This is a genomic window from Massilia aquatica, assembly GCF_011682045.1.
GTDB classification, from domain to species: Bacteria; Pseudomonadota; Gammaproteobacteria; order Burkholderiales; family Burkholderiaceae_D; genus Telluria_A; species Telluria_A aquatica.
In genome coordinates this window covers 58,077-74,326 of the sequence record NZ_VVIW01000009.1, presented here as the reverse complement: position 1 = coordinate 74,326, position 16,250 = coordinate 58,077, and the positions used below count along the sequence as shown (strand labels likewise).

The following is a 16,250-nucleotide window of genomic DNA, read 5'->3' as shown; positions in this document are numbered from 1 at the left end:
ACGCGATGATCAAGATGAACCAAGTGGTTGCGGCATTGGCAGTGGCGGGCCTGGTCAGTGGCGCAGCGGCGGCGCCGGTGGGCGCGGCGGACAAGAGCGAATTCGTGACGGTCAAGCAGACGCACTTCGCGCGCAAGGGCCAAACGTATTACATCGCCGGCGCCAATTTCTGGTACGGCGGCTATCTGGGTTCACCGTCCGGCGTGGGCGAGCGCGCGCGCCTGCGCAAGGAGCTCGACACCATGAAGGCGATCGGCATCAATAACGTGCGCGTGCTGGCCGTCTCCGAAAAAACCGAGATGACCAGCGCAGTGCGTCCGGCCACCACCAACGGCCCGGGCAAGTACGATGAAGACCTGCTGGCGGGCCTGGACTTCCTGGTCGATGAACTGGGCAAGCGCGATATGACGGTGGTGCTTTACCTGAACAACTTCTGGCAGTGGTCGGGCGGAATGACGCAGTACCTGAACTGGTTCGAGGGCACGCCGGCGTTGGACCCGAACGTGACCCGTGATTACGACGGCTACATGGCCAAGACGGCGCGCTTTTACGCCAACAAGGAGGCGCAGACGGAGTATCGCGGCACGATCAAGAAGATCGTCCAGCGCGTCAACACCATCAACGGCAAGTCTTACCGCGACGACCCGGTCATCATGTCGTGGCAGCTGGCGAACGAGCCGCGTCCGGGCAACGGCAAGGCCAGCGACAAGGAAAAGGCGATCTACACCACCTGGATCGCCGACACCGCGCAGTACATCCATGAACTTGACAAGAACCACCTGGTCAGCAGCGGCAGCGAAGGCCTGGCCGGATCGGCGCAGGACGCCAAACTGTTCATGGCCTCGCATTCGTCGAAGCATGTCGATTACCTGACGTACCACCTGTGGCCGAAGAACTGGGGCTGGTTCGATTCCAAAAAGCCGGTCGAGAGCTGGGACGGCGCGATCGCCAGGAGCCGCGATTACCTGAACTCGCACATCGACATGGCCAAGACCCTGGGCAAACCGATCGTGCTGGAAGAATTTGGCCTTGACCGCGACGGCGCCTCGTTCGACATCAAGGCCGGCACCACAATCCGCGACCGCTTCTACGGCGAGATTTTTGAATTGATCGGCCGGCGCGCCGCCGCCGGCGACCCGATCGCAGGCTGGAACTTCTGGGCCTGGGGCGGCGCCGGACGCGCCGCCAATGCCGACTACTGGTGGAAGCAGGGTAATGACTTCATGGGCGACCCGCCGCAGGAAGAACAGGGCCTGTACTCGGTGTTCGACTCCGACGCCAGCTCGCTGGCGCTGATCAAGGACCACGCCGACAAACTGCGCTCACTCCAGAAGTAAACCTGCCGAGAGGGCCACCATGAACATCATCAGGACGCTGCTGATCCCGGCGGGACTGCTGCTGGCCGCGAACGCGCATGCGCAGAAGTTCGGGAAACTGGTGTTCGGCCTTCGGCGTGCTGCGCATCCTCGACAAGCAGGCCGGCCTGCGCAAGCACGCCGGTCGTTCATGAACTTGCGTATTCTTTCCATCCTGGTGGCCGGCGCCCTGGCCGGCCCTGTCGCGCGACATCTGGGTCGCCAGTTTCGGCGCCTACAAGGCGGGCAATTTCGGCATCGGCGGCGACAATACCGGCAATGTGCTGTGGCGCCTGCACGACAAGCGCATGGCCAAACTCTCGCCCAAGGCGATCGTGCTGCTGATCGGCGTGAACAACTTCGGGCTGTGCGACGAGAAGCCGGAACAGGTTTTCGCCGGCATCAAGGCGGTGGTCGCGGCCTTGCGTAAGCTGTATCCGGAGGCGCGCATCCTGCTCAATGCTGTGCTGCCGACCGGCGAACTGGCAAAGAGCGAGGGGCGCCAGAATGTCGTTACGCTCAACAAGATGGTGGCGACCCTGGACGACGGCCGCCACGTCGTTTTCCGCGACTACGGCGCTTCCTTCGTGCGCCCTGACGGCAGCATCGGCACCGACATCATGGGCGACCATCTGCACCTGACGCAAAAGGGCTACGCCATCTGGGCCGATGCCATGCTGCCCGACGTGAAAAAGCTGATGAAGTAAGTCATGAGCCGCAGCGCGCTGGCGGTCGCACTGATGCTCGCTTGTGGCCGCGCCTGGCCCGAGCCTCCGGTGCGCGCGGACGACCCGCGCATCGCGCGCATGGGCAGGACCGTGGCGCAGGCCGACGGCAGTTTGCGCTTCGCCGATCCCGGAGTGCGCTGTCGGTCGACGCCGCCGCCAGCGGTGAGTGCAGCTATATCGAGGTGGTGATCGATGGTGGGGCTGCGCGCATCATCCTCCTGTCCGCAACGCCGCATGCCATCGGTTGAGTGCACGAGCGCCAGGCTGGCGTTCACCGCGTCGACATCCTGTACCGCTCTGAAAGCTGGCACGGCGTCGTTGCGCTGGGCCGGGCAGTTATAGATCAGTCATTGCACGCCGGCGCGGTCTCCCGCTCGAGTTCCCCCAGCCACTGCATCGCATGTTCGCGGCTGCTCCCGCACATCTCTTCCGACGGCTGCAAGCCGCCGCAAAACGCGGGCCGTTCCGGCTTGCCGAAAATCAGGCAGCGATTGTCCGCGCCCAGCTGGATGCAGCGCTCGCCCGCAGCTTTGCCATGGGGCATGCCTGGAATCGGACTGGTGATGGAAGGGGCGGTGCAGCAGGCGCCGCAATTGTCACGGCAATTCATGCCAGCTCATTTCTATGGGTATTCTAGGTCGACCAAGTATACACCCCATCCAATCATAAGATGTCGTACAACTATTCAAGTTGTATAATATGTGCATGACACCATCCACACCCGCCCAGGCGCTGCCGCCGCCCCGCAAGAAACACCGCACCCTTGCCCAAGGCGTGGTCGAACACATCACGGGCAGCATCCAGCAGGGCGTGCTCAAGCCCGGCGACAAGCTGCCGACCGAGTCGGCCATCATGGAGCAGCACGGCGTAAGCCGCACCGTGGTGCGCGAAGCCATTTCGCACCTGCAGGCGGCCGGCTGGGCGCAGACCCGGCACGGCATTGGCACCTTCGTCATCGAACGCAGCAACGCGGGCCTGGCCATCAACGCCGAGAGCATCGTCACCGTCATGGACGTGCTGGCGATGCTGGAGCTGCGCATCAGCATGGAGGCCGAAGCGGCCTGGCTGGCGGCGGCCCGGCGCAGCGAAGCGCAGGTGGCCGAACTGGCCAAGGTGCTGGGCGCCATGCAGCGCAGCGTCGCGCGCGGAAGCCCCGCCGTTGACGCCGATGTACAGTTTCACCTGTTGATCGCACAGGCCACCGGCAACCGCTATTTCGTCGACATCCTGAGCCAGCTGGGCACCACCATCATCCCGCGTGCGCGCATCAACATGCCGCAGCTCGGGCACGACGATCCGGCCGCCTATCTGGAACGGGTCAACCGCGAGCACGAAGACATTTTCAACGCGATCCTGCGCAAGGACCCGGAAGCGGCGCGCGCCGCCATGCGCACCCACCTGAGCAACAGCCGCGAACGCCTGCGCCAGGCGCAGCAGCAACTGGAGTCGAACGGGGCCTGACGCCGCCGCCTCACCGATCGTCCCCAAGGGAGCCTGCCCGCCAGCGCTCCCGCTCATCGCCGCTTTCCCCCCGCTTCCTTCCCGCTTCCCGCCTTCCCAGTCCGCCCCGGCGGCGCCGCAATCCGTCTCAACGTTGTGCTTGCTTATGTCGAAGACTAGTTGTACGATGACGTATCACTAGTGCCAAACAACCCGCCTACAAAATCTGGAGACCTCATGAATCCGCAAGAACTCAAACAAATCCTGTCGTCCGGCCTGCTGTCGTTCCCGCTGACCGATTTCGACGACCAGGGCAATTTCAACGCGCGCACCTACGCCGGGCGCCTCGAGTGGCTGGCTCCGTACGGCGCCAGCGCCTTGTTCGCGGCCGGCGGCACCGGTGAGTTCTTCTCCCTGACCCCAAGCGAATACTCGGACGTGATCCGCACCGCAGTCGACACCTGCCGCGGCAAGGTGCCGATCCTGGCCGGCGCCGGCGGCCCGACCCGCACCGCGATCGCCCTGGCCCAGGAAGCCGAGCGCCTTGGCGCCCACGGCATCCTGCTGCTGCCGCACTACCTGACCGAAGCGAGCCAGGATGGCCTGATCGCCCACGTCGAAGCCGTCTGCGCGTCGGTCAAATTCGGCGTCGTGGTCTACAACCGCGGCCAGTGCCGCCTGAGCGCCGACTCGCTCGAAAAACTGGCCGCGCGCTGCCCTAACCTGATCGGCTTCAAGGACGGCATCGGCGACATCGAACTGATGGTGCAGATCTGGCGCCGCATGGGCGACCGCTTCAGCTACCTGGGCGGCCTGCCTACCGCCGAAGTCTACGCAGCGGCCTACAAGGCGCTGGGAACCCCGGTGTACTCGTCGGCCGTCTTTAACTTCATGCCGAAAATGGCGATGGACTTCTACCACGCCGTCGCCGCCGACGACCACGCGACCACCAACCGCCTGCTCGACCAGTTCTTCCTGCCTTACCTAGAAATCCGCAACCGCAAGGCCGGCTACGCAGTGAGCATCGTCAAGGCCGGCGCGCGCCTGGTAGGCCACTCGGCCGGCCCGGTACGCGCGCCATTGACCGACATGACGGCGGAAGAAGACGCGATGCTACAGAAGTTGATCAGCGCCCAGGGCGCCCAATAATCCGGACCGAGGAAACGCATATGCACATCAATGGAGAAATGGTCATCGGCCAACGCACCCTGCGCGGCACGGCAGGCGTGGTGCGCGCGATCGACCCGTCCCGCAACGACTCGATGGGCCCGGACTTCGGCCTGGCCACCGACGCCGATGTCGATGCCGCCTGCGCCCTGGCGCAAAGCGCCTTCGACACGTACCGCAACACCACGCTCGAACAGCGCGCGGTCTTTTTGGAGACCATCGCCGAAGGCATCCTCAATCTCGGCCCTGCCTTGATAGAACGCGCCGCGTTAGAGACCGGCCTGCCGACCGCGCGCCTGGAAGGGGAGCGTGGCCGCACCGTCAATCAACTGCGCCTGTTCGCCAAGGTCGCGCGCGACGGCTACTTCATCGACGCCACCATCGATTCGGCCCTGCCGGATCGGGTGCCGCCGCGTCCCGATCTGCGCCTGCGCAAGATCCCACTGGGCCCGGTCGCCGTGTTCGGCGCCAGTAACTTTCCGCTGGCCTTCTCGGTCGGCGGCGGCGACACCGCCTCGGCGCTGGCGGCCGGTTGCCCGGTCGTGGTCAAGGCGCACGGCGCCCACCTCGGCACCTCGGAACTGGTTGGCAAGGTCATTCAACAAGCGGTGGCCGACTGCCAACTGCCCGAAGGCGTGTTCTCGATGCTGTTCGGCGAAGGCCGCCAGATCGGCCAGCGCCTGGTCGACCATCCGGCCATCAAGGCGGTTGGCTTTACCGGCTCGCGCCAGGGCGGCCTGGCGCTGATGCGCACCGCGGCCCTGCGCCCGGAACCGATTCCCGTGTATGCCGAAATGAGCAGCATTAATCCGGTGTTCCTGCTGCCGGCGGCCCTATCAAGCGACCGCGCCGCCGTGGCGCAAGGCTTCGTCGATTCGCTGACCCTGGGCGTCGGCCAGTTCTGCACCAACCCGGGCCTGGTCATGGGCCTCAAGGGCGACCACTTCGACCAGTTCATCGAAGCGGCAGCCGCCGCGCTGCAAGCCAAGGGCGCCGGCACCATGCTCACGCCAGGCATCCACAAGGCGTATGTCGGCGGCGTTGAACAGCTCTCCGGCATCGACGGCGTGACCCTGGTGGCCCAGGGCAAAGCCGACGGCGCCGGCTGCGCAGCGCAAGCCTCGCTGTACGTGTGCGACGCGGCCACGTACCTGTCCACTCCTGCGCTGGAGTCCGAAATCTTCGGACCGTGCGCTTTGCTGGTGCGCTGCCGCGACGCCGGGCAAATGCAGCAGGTCGCCGAACACCTCGAAGGCCAGTTGACCGCCACCGTGCACGCCCTGGCCGCCGACCGCGCCCATGCCGCTGCGCTGCTGCCGGTCCTGGAACGCAAGGCGGGCCGCATCCTGTTCAACGGCTACCCTACCGGCGTCGAAGTGGCGCATGCCATGGTCCACGGCGGCCCGTTCCCGGCCACTTCCGACAGCCGCAGCACCTCGGTGGGCGCGTCCGCCATCGACCGCTTCCTGCGTCCGGTGTGCTACCAGAACCTGCCGGCGGACTTGCTTCCGGAGGCACTGGCCGACCATAATCCCCTGGGCCTGACCCGCCTTGTCGACGGAGGCATGCAACAACCTAAGTAAGAAGGCTGGTCGCGCTGCCGTCGATGCAAGGTGTGGAGACGCCTGGCGGCAGCGCGCTGTTTCTAAAAACAACCATAAAGAAGCGACCGATGAACCAGCAAGTCATAGGCAAGTACCGGTGGACCATTTGCGCCCTCCTGTTCTTCGCCACCACCATCAATTATCTGGACCGTCAGGTCCTGAGCCTGTTAGCCACCGACCTGTCCAAAGAATTCGGCTGGTCCAATACCGATTACGCCAACATCACGGCGGCCTTCCAGTTTGTGTACGCGTTCTCGATGCTGTTCGCCGGCCGCGTGATCGACAAGCTCGGGACCAAGCGCGCCTTCGTGCTGGCCATTACCATCTGGTCGCTGGGCGCGATCATGCACGCCTTCGCCATTGGCGTGGGCGAGGGCATCAACGGCATCCTGACCAGCCTTGGCATGACCGTGGTGCCGGTGTCGATCGCCGGCTTCATGATGTCGCGCGCCGTGCTGGCGCTGGGCGAAGCGGGTAACTTCCCCGCCGCCATCAAGGCCACCGCCGAGTACTTCCCCAAGAAGGAGCGCTCGTTCGCCACCGGCATTTTCAACTCCGGCGCCAACGTCGGCGCAATCCTGGCGCCGCTCACGGTGCCGCTGATCGCCGCCGCGTGGGGCTGGCAGATGGCCTTCATCATCATCGGCGCGATCGGCTTTGTGTGGATGGCGTTGTGGATGGTGTTCTACGATACTCCGGCCGAACAGAAGCGCATGGGCAAGGCGGAACTCGATTACATCAACAGCGATTGCGCGGTGGTGCCGGAGCCGGTGGCAGGCGTCGTCAAGCCGAAGACCTCGTGGTTCAAGCTGCTCGGCTACCGCCAGACCTGGGCCTTCGCGCTCGGCAAATTCATGACCGACGGCGTGTGGTGGTTCTTCCTTTTCTGGCTGCCCAAATATTTGGCCGCGACCTATGGCCTGAAAGGCACCGACATCATCGTGCCGCTGGCCGTCTTGTACAGCATGACCATGGTCGGCAGTATCGGCGGCGGCTGGTTCCCGACCTACTTCATCAACCGCGGCGACAATCCCTACGACGGCCGCATGAAGGCCATGCTGTGCATCGCCTTCATTCCGCTGGTGGTGCTGCTGGCGCAGCCGTTCGGCTACCTCAGCTTCTGGGTACCGGTGATCCTGATCGGCATCGGCGCCTCCGCGCACCAGGCCTGGTCGGCCAACATCTTCACCACCGTGTCCGACATGTTCCCGAAACATAGCGTCGGTTCGGTGGTGGGCATCGGCGGCATGTTCGGCGGCATGGGCGGCGTCCTGCTGACCAAGCTCGGTGGCTGGCTGTTCGATTATTATGGCGCCATGGGCCAGATCAGTACCGGCTACATGATCATGTTCTCGATCTGCGCGCTGGCCTACCTGGCGGCATGGATGATGATGAAAACACTGGTACCGCGCTACCGCGAAATCACCGATCTGTAAGGGCAATATGAGCACGCAAGCGAGCATCGAAAAAGTACCCGGCGTTCACTGCGCGGTGGGCGAAAGCCCGCTGTGGAACGCGCGGGAGGGCGCCTGGTACTGGGTCGACATCCTGGGCCGGCGCATCTGGCGCCTTGATGCCGCAAGCGGCGAACAGCGTATCTGGTTTACCGCCGAAATGCCTGCCTGTATCGCGCTCACCGACAGTGGCGCCCTGGTGGCCGGGATGGAAACCGGCGTGTTCGAGCTCACCATGGACATCGAGCAGCACGTCCATGCCGTGCTGCTCGCTGCGCTGCCCGGCATGAAACAGGGTATGCGCTTCAACGATGGCCGCTGCGACCGCCAGGGGCGCTTCTGGAGCGGCACGCTGTACCTGGACAAGCCTGAACTGCGCGCCGAGGGAAGCCTGTACCGCTACACGCGCGAGCAGGGCTTTTCAGCGCCGGTAGTGTCGAACCTGGTGGTGCAGAACGGCCTCGGTTTTTCGCCGGACGGGCGCACCATGTATTTGTCCGACTCGCACGTAGCGCGCCAGTTGATCTGGGCCTTCGACTACGACACCGACAGCGGCACGCCGAGCAACCAGCGCGTGTTGGTCGACATGAACGCCCACCGCGGCCGTCCCGACGGCGCGGCGGTCGATGTCGACGGCTGCTACTGGATCTGCGGGAACGACGGCGGCTGCCTGCTGCGCTTCACGCCCGAGGGCAAGCTCGATCGCACCATCGACCTGCCGCTGCTGAAACCGTCGATGTGCAGCTTCGGCGGCGCCGGCATGGATACCCTGCTGGTCACCTCGATCGCGGCCGGCAGGCTGCCCGAGGATACCGAGTCTGGCGCCGTGCTGCTGGTGCGCCCTGGCGTGCAGGGCATGCCGGAGACCGCGTTTCGCGGATAAATGCGGGCCTGCGGGCCCGCTTTTTGGTTAAGATGGGAGCATGAAGCTCCAACGCCTGAATCCAGCCCACGCCCCGGCATACCGCGCGATCACGCTCGAGGCGCTCGCGCTGCATCCCGACGCCTACACCTCCAGTGCCGACGAGCGCGCGCTGCGTCCCGCATCATGGTGGGAAGCGCGCCTGAACCCCGATCCGGATTCGAACGAGGTGGTGCTCGGCGCCTTTGACGACGATGGCGCCCTCGTTGGCAGCGCCGGCCTGTCGTTCGAAGCACGCGAAAAAGGCCGCCACAAGGTCACCCTGTTCGGCATGTACGTCACGCCGCGCTGCCGCCGTTCGGGCCTTGGTGCGCAATTGATGAACGCCGCGCTCGATTACGCCAGCGCGCGTCCGCATGCAAAAATCATCCAGCTCACGGTCACCGAAGCCAATGCGTCCGCCCGCAGCCTGTACCAGCGGCTCGGTTTTTCCACGTTCGGCGTGGAGCCGTACGCCATCGCACTCGGCGCACGCTATCTGTCCAAGGTCCACATGTGGCGCGCACTGGCGGACCTGGACTGACCTATTTGGCCTTGCGCGACGACCAGTGAAAATGCAGCACCACCCAGCCGTCGCCCTTTTTCTCCAGGATGGCCGTTTCGGTGCCGACCGCATTGACGGTCTTGCCCTTGAAGGCCCCCCTGGTTTCGACCTCGTCGAGCAAAATCGCCAGATTGCCCTCGAACCGTTCCTTATGCCGTACCACCCTGCGCGTGGTCACCCTGGCGAAGGCAATATCGTTGGCCAGATGGTGATCGGCATACTCGCTGCGCGAACGTTCCACGTGACCGGCCTCGTAAATGACCGCCTCGGGGCTGAGCAGCGTCATCGCGCGCGCCTCGTCGCCCGCGTGCAGGGCGGCGTGGAAGGCCGCCAGCGTTTCGCCAGGCGTCGCCGCCAGGGCCTGGAGCGATGCCAGTCCGAGGACGGCAAGCAGAACGAATTGGCGCATCAGCTTCTTTCAATGGTTGAAAAAAGCGTCAGTGTGCATGATTTTTGCCCGGTTTGGTCACTTGCAGCACCTTCTCGCCCGGTTTCGCCGCCATGTTGTCGGCATCCGGGGCACGCAGCGGCTCCGGCCTGGCGATCCCGCCTTCCTTCCACTCGTATGCCACGCTGCCCGGCGGATGCTTGTACCAGCCCGGGTCCTTGTAGTCGCCGCGCGCCAGGCCTTTGCGCACCTTCATCACGGTGAACATGCCGCCCATGCCGATGCCGCCAAACGGGCCGTAGCCGGTCATCATCGGCAGCGTGTTGTCCGGCAGCGGCATCTCCATCTCGCCCATGTCCGCCATGCCCTTGTCGCCCATGACCATGTAGCCCGGCACCAGCTTGTTGATCTTGCCGAGCACCTCGCGCTGGTCGACCCCGATCAGGGTCGGCACGTCGTGGCCCATGGCGTTCATGGTGTGGTGCGATTTGTGGCAGTGGAAGGCCCAGTCGCCCGGCTCGCTGGCGACGAACTCGATCGCGCGCATCTGGCCGACCGCGATATCGGTCGTCACTTCCGGCCAGCGCGACGCCGGCGGGGTCCAGCCGCCATCGGTGCCGGTGACCGTGAATTCGTGGCCGTGCATGTGGATCGGGTGGTTGGTCATGGTCAGGTTGCCGACCCGGATGCGTACCTTGTCGTTGTGCGCGATCACCATCGGGTCGATCCCGGGAAAGGCGCGGCTGTTGAAGGTCCACAGGTTAAAGTCGAGCATCGTGTTGACCTTGGGCGTGTAGCTGCCCGGGTCGATGTCGTAAGCGTTCAGTAAAAAGCAGAAGTCGCGGTCGACCCGCATGAAGTTGTGGTCCTTGGGGTGGGTGATCCAGAAGCCCATCATCCCCATCGCCATCTGCGTCATTTCATCGGCGTGCGGGTGGTACATGAAAGTGCCTGGACGCCTGGCCACGAATTCGTAGACGAAGGTCTTGCCTGGATCGATGCCGGGCTGGGTCAGCCCGGTCACGCCGTCCATGCCGTTCGGCAGGCGCTGGCCGTGCCAGTGCACGCTGGTGTGCTCGGGCAGCTTGTTGGTGACGAAAATGCGTACCCGGTCGCCTTCCACCACTTCGATGGTCGGTCCTGGCGACTGGCCGTTGTAACCCCACAGGTTGGCCTTCATGCCGGGTGCGATTTCGCGCACCACCGGCTCGGCGACAAGGTGGAATTCCTTGACGCCGTCTTTCATCCGCCACGGCAGGGTCCAGCCATTGAGGGTGACCACCGGGTTGTACGGGCGGCCGTTGGGCGGCGTTAAAGGCGGCTGGGTCGCCGCCTTGTCCATGATGACCGCTTCCGGCAGCGAGGCGGCGCCGGCGCGCGAGACCAGCGCCGTGCTGACCGCAAGCGCGCCCGCGCCAGTGAAGAAATTTCTACGTGAGACCATGTTGCATGTCCTTTCAGTGTGGGGCCGGAGCGGCGCCGGGCGCTGCGCTGCCGGCGCGTGGCGTGGCGGTTCCTGCGGCTGCGGCGTCGCCGCTGCCGGTCAGCGCCGCTTGCAGGGCGGCGTCGGCGATCCAGTAGTCGCGCTGCGCTTCGATGGCGGCGTTGACGGCGACGACCTGCTCGCGCGCGTCGGCCAGCAGTTCGAAGACGCTGATCAGCATGCCGTTGTAGCGCAGCAGCTGTTCGTCGGCGATGCGTTTTTTGAGCGGCACCACTTCGTCGCGGTAGTGGCGCGCCAGGTCGTAGGCGGTGCGGTAGCCGCTATAGCTTTCGCGTACCTGCGAACGGGCGTCGACAGCCAGGCCGGCGGCGCGGTGCACGGCCTGCATGTACATTGCCTCGGCCTTGGCCACCCTGGCGCCGCCCCAGTCGAACAGGGGAATCTGCAGTTCGATTTCGTAGCCGGTGGCGCGCTCGCCGGTCTCGCCGGTGTTGCGCAGGTAGCTCAGGTCGAGCAGGTTGACGAAGCGGGTGGCGCGGCTCAAGCCCAGCGACGATGCCAGTCCGGCCAGTTCCTTCTGCGCCATGAGCATGTCGAGCCGGTTGCCCATGGCCTGGGCTTCGGCATCGTGCACCTCGCGCGGGGCCCCTGGCAGGTCGGGCAGGCGTGCGGGCAGGGTGAAGGCAGCCGGGTTCGACACGCCCAGCAGGCGCGTGAGCTGTTCGCGTTCCAGGGTGCGGACCTGGCGCGCGCGCGCCAGACCGGCCACCGCATCGGCGTAGAACGCCTGCTCGCGCGCATGCTGCAGGCGGCTCCAGTTGCCGGCCAGCGCCATGCGGCGCGCCAGTTCGGCGCTCGCTTCGGCGGCGTTTTTTACCTGCTCCATGTACTCGGCGCTTTGCTGGGCGGCGACCGCACCGTACCAGGCGCGCCGGGTGGCGTCGGCGGTGCGCAGCACCTCGCCGGCGGCGCGCAGTTGCGCCTGTTCGTAACGGCGCCGTTCGAGGCGGGTAGCGACCGGCATGGTCAACAGGCCAATCACGGGCAGCATCAGCGTGCGCTCGATCTCGACGCCCTCGTGGCTTTTCATGCGGCCGAAACTAAGCACCGGATTGGCGATGCGGCCGGCCTGCACCAGGTCCGCCTCGGCGATACCGAGTTCCGCGTAGCCTGCTTGCAGGCCGCGGTTATTGAGCAGCGCGATGGTGACCGCGTCTTCGGCCGACAAGGGCTTGGCCAGCAAGGCCGCGACCTGCTGTTCGACATTGCCGGTGTCAGTGCCGGGTGCGCTGGCGGGAATGGCGTCTCCAGTACGCTGCTGCGCGAACTGGCGCACCCCGGCGTAGCCGCCGTCTGGCGAGAAGGAGGCGCAGCCGGCAGCAAAGGCGCAGATGCCGGCCAGCGCGATACGGCGCAGCGGAGTAGATAGTCGTCGCATCGTCACTCCTTGTGCTGGTGGCCGTGGTGCGGCGCGGCTCTGGCCGGCTCCGCGCTCTTTTTCATGCCGCTCATATCGTGCCCGGCATGGGGATCGTCAAGCTTGGGCGCATCCGGTTTTTTGGCGGCGTCCATGTTGTGGTTCATGTGACCCATGTGGCCCATCCGGGCGGGCCGCTTGAGCAGTTGTTCGTTGGTGTCCTTCCAGGAGGCCGCTTGCGGCTCCCGGTAGGTGCGGTACCCGGCAAACGCCGAGTCGTAGGCAGGTGGCGCGGCGCGCGTTTGCGCCAGCGCCGGCGCGGCGCAGGCAAGCAGCAGCGGCCATATCAGGCGAAGGGAATTCATGACAACCTCAATCGTGTTGGTTAAAAGACGCTGGTCCGTGGACGGACCAAGGGCATTCAGGCGATCGGGGAGTGAGGAGGGCGTTCCAGGCCGCCCGGGATGTGCGCCGTCACGTGCATGGCGGCGTAGGCAATCAATTCGGAGGCCAGCGGGGGCGCGGCGCCTGCTGCGGGACATGCCGGCGCGATGGCCATGCCCACGCAGCAGAAAGCGCAGTTACTGCACTTGGCGGTGCTGTCCGGTGCGGCGCTGTCCGGCCCGGCGCAGTGGCCCTCGTCCATGCTGGCGACGGCGACATGGCTGGCGAGCGGCGCGGCGGCCGCTTCGCACAGCGCCGACGATGCCGCTGCGAAACCCTGCAAGGGAATCGCGAGCAGCATCAGCCACACCAGCAATGTTCGGAAGCACTTCATGGACAAAGTCTAGCACATGGAAAATCAGGGCCGCGCCGTGCGGATCAAGCGGCCTTGGCGGGATAGCCGGCCTCGGCCAGGCTGGCGAGCACCTCGTCCCGCGCCGCCGTCGTGTCCAGCTCAATGGTGCGCGCAGGCATGTCGAATGTCACGACGGCATCCTGGTCGAGCTCCTTGACGGTCTTGGTGATGACGCCGGCGCAATGGCCGCAGCTCATCTCGGGAATACTCAGCTTGATCATGGCAACACTCCTGTTGGTGAATGGAATGAAGTCATTGTCGACGTTCCCACTGTGGGAAGGTCAAGCGGTTTTTTCGCTTGACCTTACTATAATGGGAAGCTTAATGATGGTGGCATGCGAATGTAACAGGAGCTTGAAATGACGACCATGACAATGCAGGACGCCGCCGAAACCACGCTGGAGGTTGGCGGCATGACGTGCGCCTCGTGCGCCGGACGGGTCGAAAAAGCCTTGCGCGCGGTCCCCGGCGTGCAGGGCGCCACCGTCAACCTGGCCACCGAGAAAGTATTAATTACCGGCGCAGCGCTCGATCCGGCCCAGCTGATCGCGGCGGTCGAGCGCGCCGGCTACTCGGCCAACGCGCCGGCCGAGGTGGCCGCCCCCGTGGCGCCGCGGCGCGGACTGTCCGAGCCGATGGAAATCGCGATCGCCGCCGCCCTCACCATCCCCTTGCTCGCGCCGATGCTGCTGGCCGCTGCGGGAATTGACTGGATGTTGCCCGCCTGGATCCAATGGCTGCTGGCCACGCCGGTGCAGTTCTGGATCGGCGCGCGCTTTTACCGTTCCGCCTGGAAAGCATTGTTGGCCAGAAGCGGCAACATGGACTTGCTGGTCGCGCTCGGCACCTCGGCCGCATACGGCCTGAGCCTGTACCAGTGGCTGGGCCAGCAGCATCACGGCGCGCACCTGTATTTCGAGGCGTCCGCCGTGGTGATCACCCTGGTGCGGCTGGGCAAATGGCTGGAAACGCGCGCCAAGCGCCAGACCACCGAAGCGATCCGCGCCCTCCAGTCGCTGCGCCCGGAAACGGCAAGGGTACGCCGCAACGGCGTGGAAAGCGACATTCCGATCAGCAAACTGAAGGTCGGCGACGAGGTTGTGATCCGCCCCGGCGAACGCATTCCGATGGATGGCGACGTCATCGAAGGCGCCAGCCACGCCGATGAATCGATGCTGACCGGCGAAAGCCTGCCCGTGAGCAAAACCGTGGGCGCGCGCGTGATCGGCGGGGCGGTCAACGGCGAAGGCTTGCTGCTCGCCCGCGCCAGCGCCATCGGCGCCGAAACCGTGCTGGCACGCATCATCCGTGCGGTCGAGGACGCGCAGGCGGCCAAGGCGCCGATCCAGCGCCTGGTGGACAAGGTCAGCGCCGTGTTCGTGCCGGCCATCGTGCTTATCGCGCTTGTAACCTTCATCGGCTGGTGGCTGGCCAACGGCGACTGGAGCGCGGCGCTGCTCAACGCGGTGGCGGTGCTGGTGATCGCCTGTCCGTGCGCGCTGGGGCTGGCGACGCCGACGGCGATCATGGCCGGCACCGGCGTGGCCGCCAGATACGGCATCCTGATCAAGGATGCCGAGGCCCTGGAACTCTTGCACGGCGTCACCGTCGTGGCGTTCGACAAGACCGGCACCCTGACCGCCGGCAAGCCGCGCCTGACCGCGACTGTCCCCGCGCACGGCGACCAGCACACCTTGCTGGCGCTGGCCGCCGCCGTGCAGCAGGGCAGCGAACATCCGCTGGCGCGCGCAGTGGGCGACGCGGCGCGGGAAGCGGGCATGACCCTGGCGCCGGCTGTCGGCACGCGTGCCCTGGCCGGGCTGGGCGTTGCCGCCACGGTCGATGGGCGCGCGCTGCTGCTGGGTAACGCCGCACTGATGCGCCAGCACGGCGTCGACCTCGCCGCCCTGGCCGTGCAAGGGCAGGCGCGCGAGGCGGCCGGCGAGACGGTCTCGTGGCTGGCCGATGGCACGCGCCTGCTCGGCATGCTGGCCTTCGGCGACGCCCTCAAGCCCGAGAGCCGGCAAGCGGTCGAGCGGCTGCACGCGGCCGGCATCCGCACCGTGATGCTGAGCGGCGACAATCCCGGCAGCGCGCGCCACATCGCGGACCAGCTCGGCATCGACGAGGTCCACGCGCAGGTGCTGCCTGAAGGCAAGGCGGCAATCATCGCGGCCCTGCGCGCCAAAGGCGAACGGGTGGCGATGGTGGGCGACGGCATCAACGATGCGCCGGCCCTGGCGGCGGCCGATATCGGCGTGGCCATGGGCAGCGGCACCGACGTGGCGATGCACACCGCCGGCGTGACCCTGATGCGGGGCGACCCGCGCCTGCTGGTCGACGCCATCGACATCTCGCGCCGCACCTACAGCAAGATTCGCCAGAACCTGTTCTGGGCCTTCGTGTTCAACGTGATCGGCGTGCCGCTGGCCGCGTTCGGCTTGCTCAACCCGATGATTGCGGGGGCGGCGATGGCGTTTTCGAGCGTATCGGTGGTCAGCAATGCGCTGCTGCTCAAGCGCTGGGTAGCGGGAAGCGCAGGGGGAGACGCAGCATGACGACGATGACTATGACGACGATGAATATCGGCGACACGGCCAAGGCCTCGGGCGTGTCGGCCAAGATGATCCGGCACTACGAGTCGATCGGGTTGATCGGCGAGGCGCAGCGCACCGATGCCGGCTATCGCGTGTATGGGCCGCAAGATGTGCAGGTGCTGCTATTCATCCACCGCAGCCGGGCGCTGGGCTTTTCGCTGGAACAGATCAAGACCCTGCTGGCCTTGTGGCAGGACAAGCATCGGGCCAGCAAGGATGTGCGGGCGATGGCCAGGCAGCACATCGCCGAACTCGACCGCAAGATCGGCGAGATGGAAGCCATGAAGCGCACCCTGGAAAAGCTGGCCGGCGCCTGCCATGGCGACGAACGGCCGGATTGCCCGATCCTGGATGATTTGTCGCTTGGGTGAACGAGGCTGTCCACGAGGCG

The 16,250-nt window shown here is 65.7% G+C and carries 18 protein-coding genes; 10 read left to right on the top strand and 8 right to left on the bottom strand.

Annotated features, from left to right (window positions below; all coding sequences use genetic code 11):
- The first annotated feature begins 5 nt into the window (after positions 1–5).
- The gene (locus F1609_RS16845) at positions 6–1,337 is read left to right on the top strand and encodes a glycoside hydrolase 5 family protein (protein WP_167077566.1); all 1,332 of its coding nucleotides are present in this window, start codon (positions 6–8) and stop codon (positions 1,335–1,337) included.
- 218 nt (positions 1,338–1,555) lie between these two features.
- Positions 1,556–2,062 (top strand): GDSL-type esterase/lipase family protein, encoded by a 507-nt coding sequence (locus F1609_RS16840; protein WP_167077694.1) that lies wholly within the window; start codon positions 1,556–1,558, stop codon positions 2,060–2,062.
- Here F1609_RS16840 and F1609_RS16835 read toward each other — a convergent pair.
- Together F1609_RS16835 and F1609_RS16830 are read right to left on the bottom strand one after the other, a co-directional pair.
- Positions 2,008–2,394: a hypothetical protein gene (locus F1609_RS16835; RefSeq protein WP_167077565.1), complete on the bottom strand. Its 387-nt coding sequence runs from the start codon at positions 2,392–2,394 to the stop codon at positions 2,008–2,010. The two genes, F1609_RS16840 and F1609_RS16835, sit on opposite strands and share 55 nt — an antisense overlap.
- Positions 2,395–2,426: 32 nt before the next feature.
- Entirely contained in the window at positions 2,427–2,693 is a 267-nt protein-coding gene (locus F1609_RS16830; RefSeq protein WP_167077564.1) for a YkgJ family cysteine cluster protein, read from the bottom strand.
- A gap of 95 nt (positions 2,694–2,788) precedes the next feature.
- On the opposite strand from F1609_RS16830, the gene F1609_RS16825 reads away from it, so the two are divergent.
- The 6 genes from F1609_RS16825 to F1609_RS16800 all read left to right on the top strand — a co-directional run bounded on the left by F1609_RS16825 (position 2,789) and on the right by F1609_RS16800 (position 9,193).
- Positions 2,789–3,544, top strand: a complete 756-nt coding sequence (locus tag F1609_RS16825) for a FadR/GntR family transcriptional regulator (RefSeq protein ID WP_166876257.1) — start codon at positions 2,789–2,791, stop codon at positions 3,542–3,544.
- Positions 3,545–3,760: 216 nt separating this feature from the next.
- Positions 3,761–4,672 carry a 5-dehydro-4-deoxyglucarate dehydratase gene (kdgD, locus tag F1609_RS16820; RefSeq protein WP_167077563.1) on the top strand — a complete coding sequence of 304 codons (912 nt, stop codon included), beginning with the start codon at positions 3,761–3,763 and terminating at the stop codon, positions 4,670–4,672.
- Positions 4,673–4,692: 20 nt separating this feature from the next.
- Entirely contained in the window at positions 4,693–6,273 is a 1,581-nt protein-coding gene (locus F1609_RS16815) for an aldehyde dehydrogenase (NADP(+)) (protein WP_167077562.1), read from the top strand.
- Positions 6,274–6,362: 89 nt separating this feature from the next.
- Positions 6,363–7,730: an MFS transporter gene (locus tag F1609_RS16810; protein WP_167077561.1), complete on the top strand. Its 1,368-nt coding sequence runs from the start codon at positions 6,363–6,365 to the stop codon at positions 7,728–7,730.
- 7 nt (positions 7,731–7,737) lie between these two features.
- Positions 7,738–8,631, top strand: coding sequence for an SMP-30/gluconolactonase/LRE family protein (locus F1609_RS16805; RefSeq protein ID WP_187363043.1), 894 nt, complete (start codon positions 7,738–7,740; stop codon positions 8,629–8,631).
- A gap of 40 nt (positions 8,632–8,671) precedes the next feature.
- Complete coding sequence (locus tag F1609_RS16800) at positions 8,672–9,193, top strand: GNAT family N-acetyltransferase (RefSeq protein WP_167077560.1); 522 nt, start codon at positions 8,672–8,674, stop codon at positions 9,191–9,193.
- A 1-nt stretch (position 9,194) separates the two neighbouring features.
- Here F1609_RS16800 and F1609_RS16795 read toward each other — a convergent pair whose 3' ends face one another.
- From F1609_RS16795 to F1609_RS16770, 6 genes are read right to left on the bottom strand one after another with little or no spacing between them, the layout of a single operon-like run.
- Positions 9,195–9,623: a nuclear transport factor 2 family protein gene (locus F1609_RS16795; RefSeq protein WP_167077559.1), complete on the bottom strand. Its 429-nt coding sequence runs from the start codon at positions 9,621–9,623 to the stop codon at positions 9,195–9,197.
- A gap of 28 nt (positions 9,624–9,651) precedes the next feature.
- The gene (locus tag F1609_RS16790; protein ID WP_167077558.1) at positions 9,652–11,046 is read right to left on the bottom strand and encodes a multicopper oxidase family protein; all 1,395 of its coding nucleotides are present in this window, start codon (positions 11,044–11,046) and stop codon (positions 9,652–9,654) included.
- A 13-nt stretch (positions 11,047–11,059) separates the two neighbouring features.
- Positions 11,060–12,484 (bottom strand): TolC family protein, encoded by a 1,425-nt coding sequence (locus F1609_RS16785; RefSeq protein ID WP_167077557.1) that lies wholly within the window; start codon positions 12,482–12,484, stop codon positions 11,060–11,062.
- A gap of 2 nt (positions 12,485–12,486) precedes the next feature.
- A complete protein-coding gene (locus tag F1609_RS16780; protein ID WP_167077556.1) occupies positions 12,487–12,828 on the bottom strand; it encodes a hypothetical protein in 342 nt (113 codons plus the stop codon).
- Positions 12,829–12,884: 56 nt separating this feature from the next.
- A complete protein-coding gene (locus tag F1609_RS16775; protein WP_167077555.1) occupies positions 12,885–13,241 on the bottom strand; it encodes a hypothetical protein in 357 nt (118 codons plus the stop codon).
- Between the two features lie 44 nt (positions 13,242–13,285).
- The gene (locus F1609_RS16770; protein ID WP_167077554.1) at positions 13,286–13,483 is read right to left on the bottom strand and encodes a heavy-metal-associated domain-containing protein; all 198 of its coding nucleotides are present in this window, start codon (positions 13,481–13,483) and stop codon (positions 13,286–13,288) included.
- A gap of 138 nt (positions 13,484–13,621) precedes the next feature.
- Here F1609_RS16770 and F1609_RS16765 point away from each other — a divergent pair, with 138 nt between their 5' ends.
- Complete coding sequence (locus F1609_RS16765; RefSeq protein WP_167077553.1) at positions 13,622–15,820, top strand: heavy metal translocating P-type ATPase; 2,199 nt, start codon at positions 13,622–13,624, stop codon at positions 15,818–15,820.
- Between the two features lie 20 nt (positions 15,821–15,840).
- Positions 15,841–16,230, top strand: a complete 390-nt coding sequence (gene cueR, locus F1609_RS16760) for a Cu(I)-responsive transcriptional regulator (protein ID WP_167077692.1) — start codon at positions 15,841–15,843, stop codon at positions 16,228–16,230.
- Positions 16,231–16,250: the final 20 nt, after the last annotated feature.

What these genes read in the sequence shown, in the direction of transcription:
- F1609_RS16790 (WP_167077558.1), bottom strand. Translation starts at nt 11,046, where the DNA reads ATGGTCTCACGTAGAAATTTCTTCACTGGCGCGGGCGCGCTTGCGGTC.
- kdgD (WP_167077563.1), top strand. Translation starts at nt 3,761, where the DNA reads ATGAATCCGCAAGAACTCAAACAAATCCTGTCGTCCGGCCTGCTGTCG.
- F1609_RS16780 (WP_167077556.1), bottom strand. Translation starts at nt 12,828, where the DNA reads ATGAATTCCCTTCGCCTGATATGGCCGCTGCTGCTTGCCTGCGCCGCG.
- F1609_RS16845 (WP_167077566.1), top strand. Translation starts at nt 6, where the DNA reads ATGATCAAGATGAACCAAGTGGTTGCGGCATTGGCAGTGGCGGGCCTG.
- F1609_RS16765 (WP_167077553.1), top strand. Translation starts at nt 13,622, where the DNA reads ATGACGACCATGACAATGCAGGACGCCGCCGAAACCACGCTGGAGGTT.
- F1609_RS16785 (WP_167077557.1), bottom strand. Translation starts at nt 12,484, where the DNA reads ATGCGACGACTATCTACTCCGCTGCGCCGTATCGCGCTGGCCGGCATC.
- cueR (WP_167077692.1), top strand. Translation starts at nt 15,841, where the DNA reads ATGAATATCGGCGACACGGCCAAGGCCTCGGGCGTGTCGGCCAAGATG.
- F1609_RS16805 (WP_187363043.1), top strand. Translation starts at nt 7,738, where the DNA reads ATGAGCACGCAAGCGAGCATCGAAAAAGTACCCGGCGTTCACTGCGCG.
- F1609_RS16815 (WP_167077562.1), top strand. Translation starts at nt 4,693, where the DNA reads ATGCACATCAATGGAGAAATGGTCATCGGCCAACGCACCCTGCGCGGC.
- F1609_RS16830 (WP_167077564.1), bottom strand. Translation starts at nt 2,693, where the DNA reads ATGAATTGCCGTGACAATTGCGGCGCCTGCTGCACCGCCCCTTCCATC.
- F1609_RS16825 (WP_166876257.1), top strand. Translation starts at nt 2,789, where the DNA reads ATGACACCATCCACACCCGCCCAGGCGCTGCCGCCGCCCCGCAAGAAA.
- F1609_RS16775 (WP_167077555.1), bottom strand. Translation starts at nt 13,241, where the DNA reads ATGAAGTGCTTCCGAACATTGCTGGTGTGGCTGATGCTGCTCGCGATT.
- F1609_RS16810 (WP_167077561.1), top strand. Translation starts at nt 6,363, where the DNA reads ATGAACCAGCAAGTCATAGGCAAGTACCGGTGGACCATTTGCGCCCTC.
- F1609_RS16795 (WP_167077559.1), bottom strand. Translation starts at nt 9,623, where the DNA reads ATGCGCCAATTCGTTCTGCTTGCCGTCCTCGGACTGGCATCGCTCCAG.
- F1609_RS16800 (WP_167077560.1), top strand. Translation starts at nt 8,672, where the DNA reads ATGAAGCTCCAACGCCTGAATCCAGCCCACGCCCCGGCATACCGCGCG.
- F1609_RS16770 (WP_167077554.1), bottom strand. Translation starts at nt 13,483, where the DNA reads ATGATCAAGCTGAGTATTCCCGAGATGAGCTGCGGCCATTGCGCCGGC.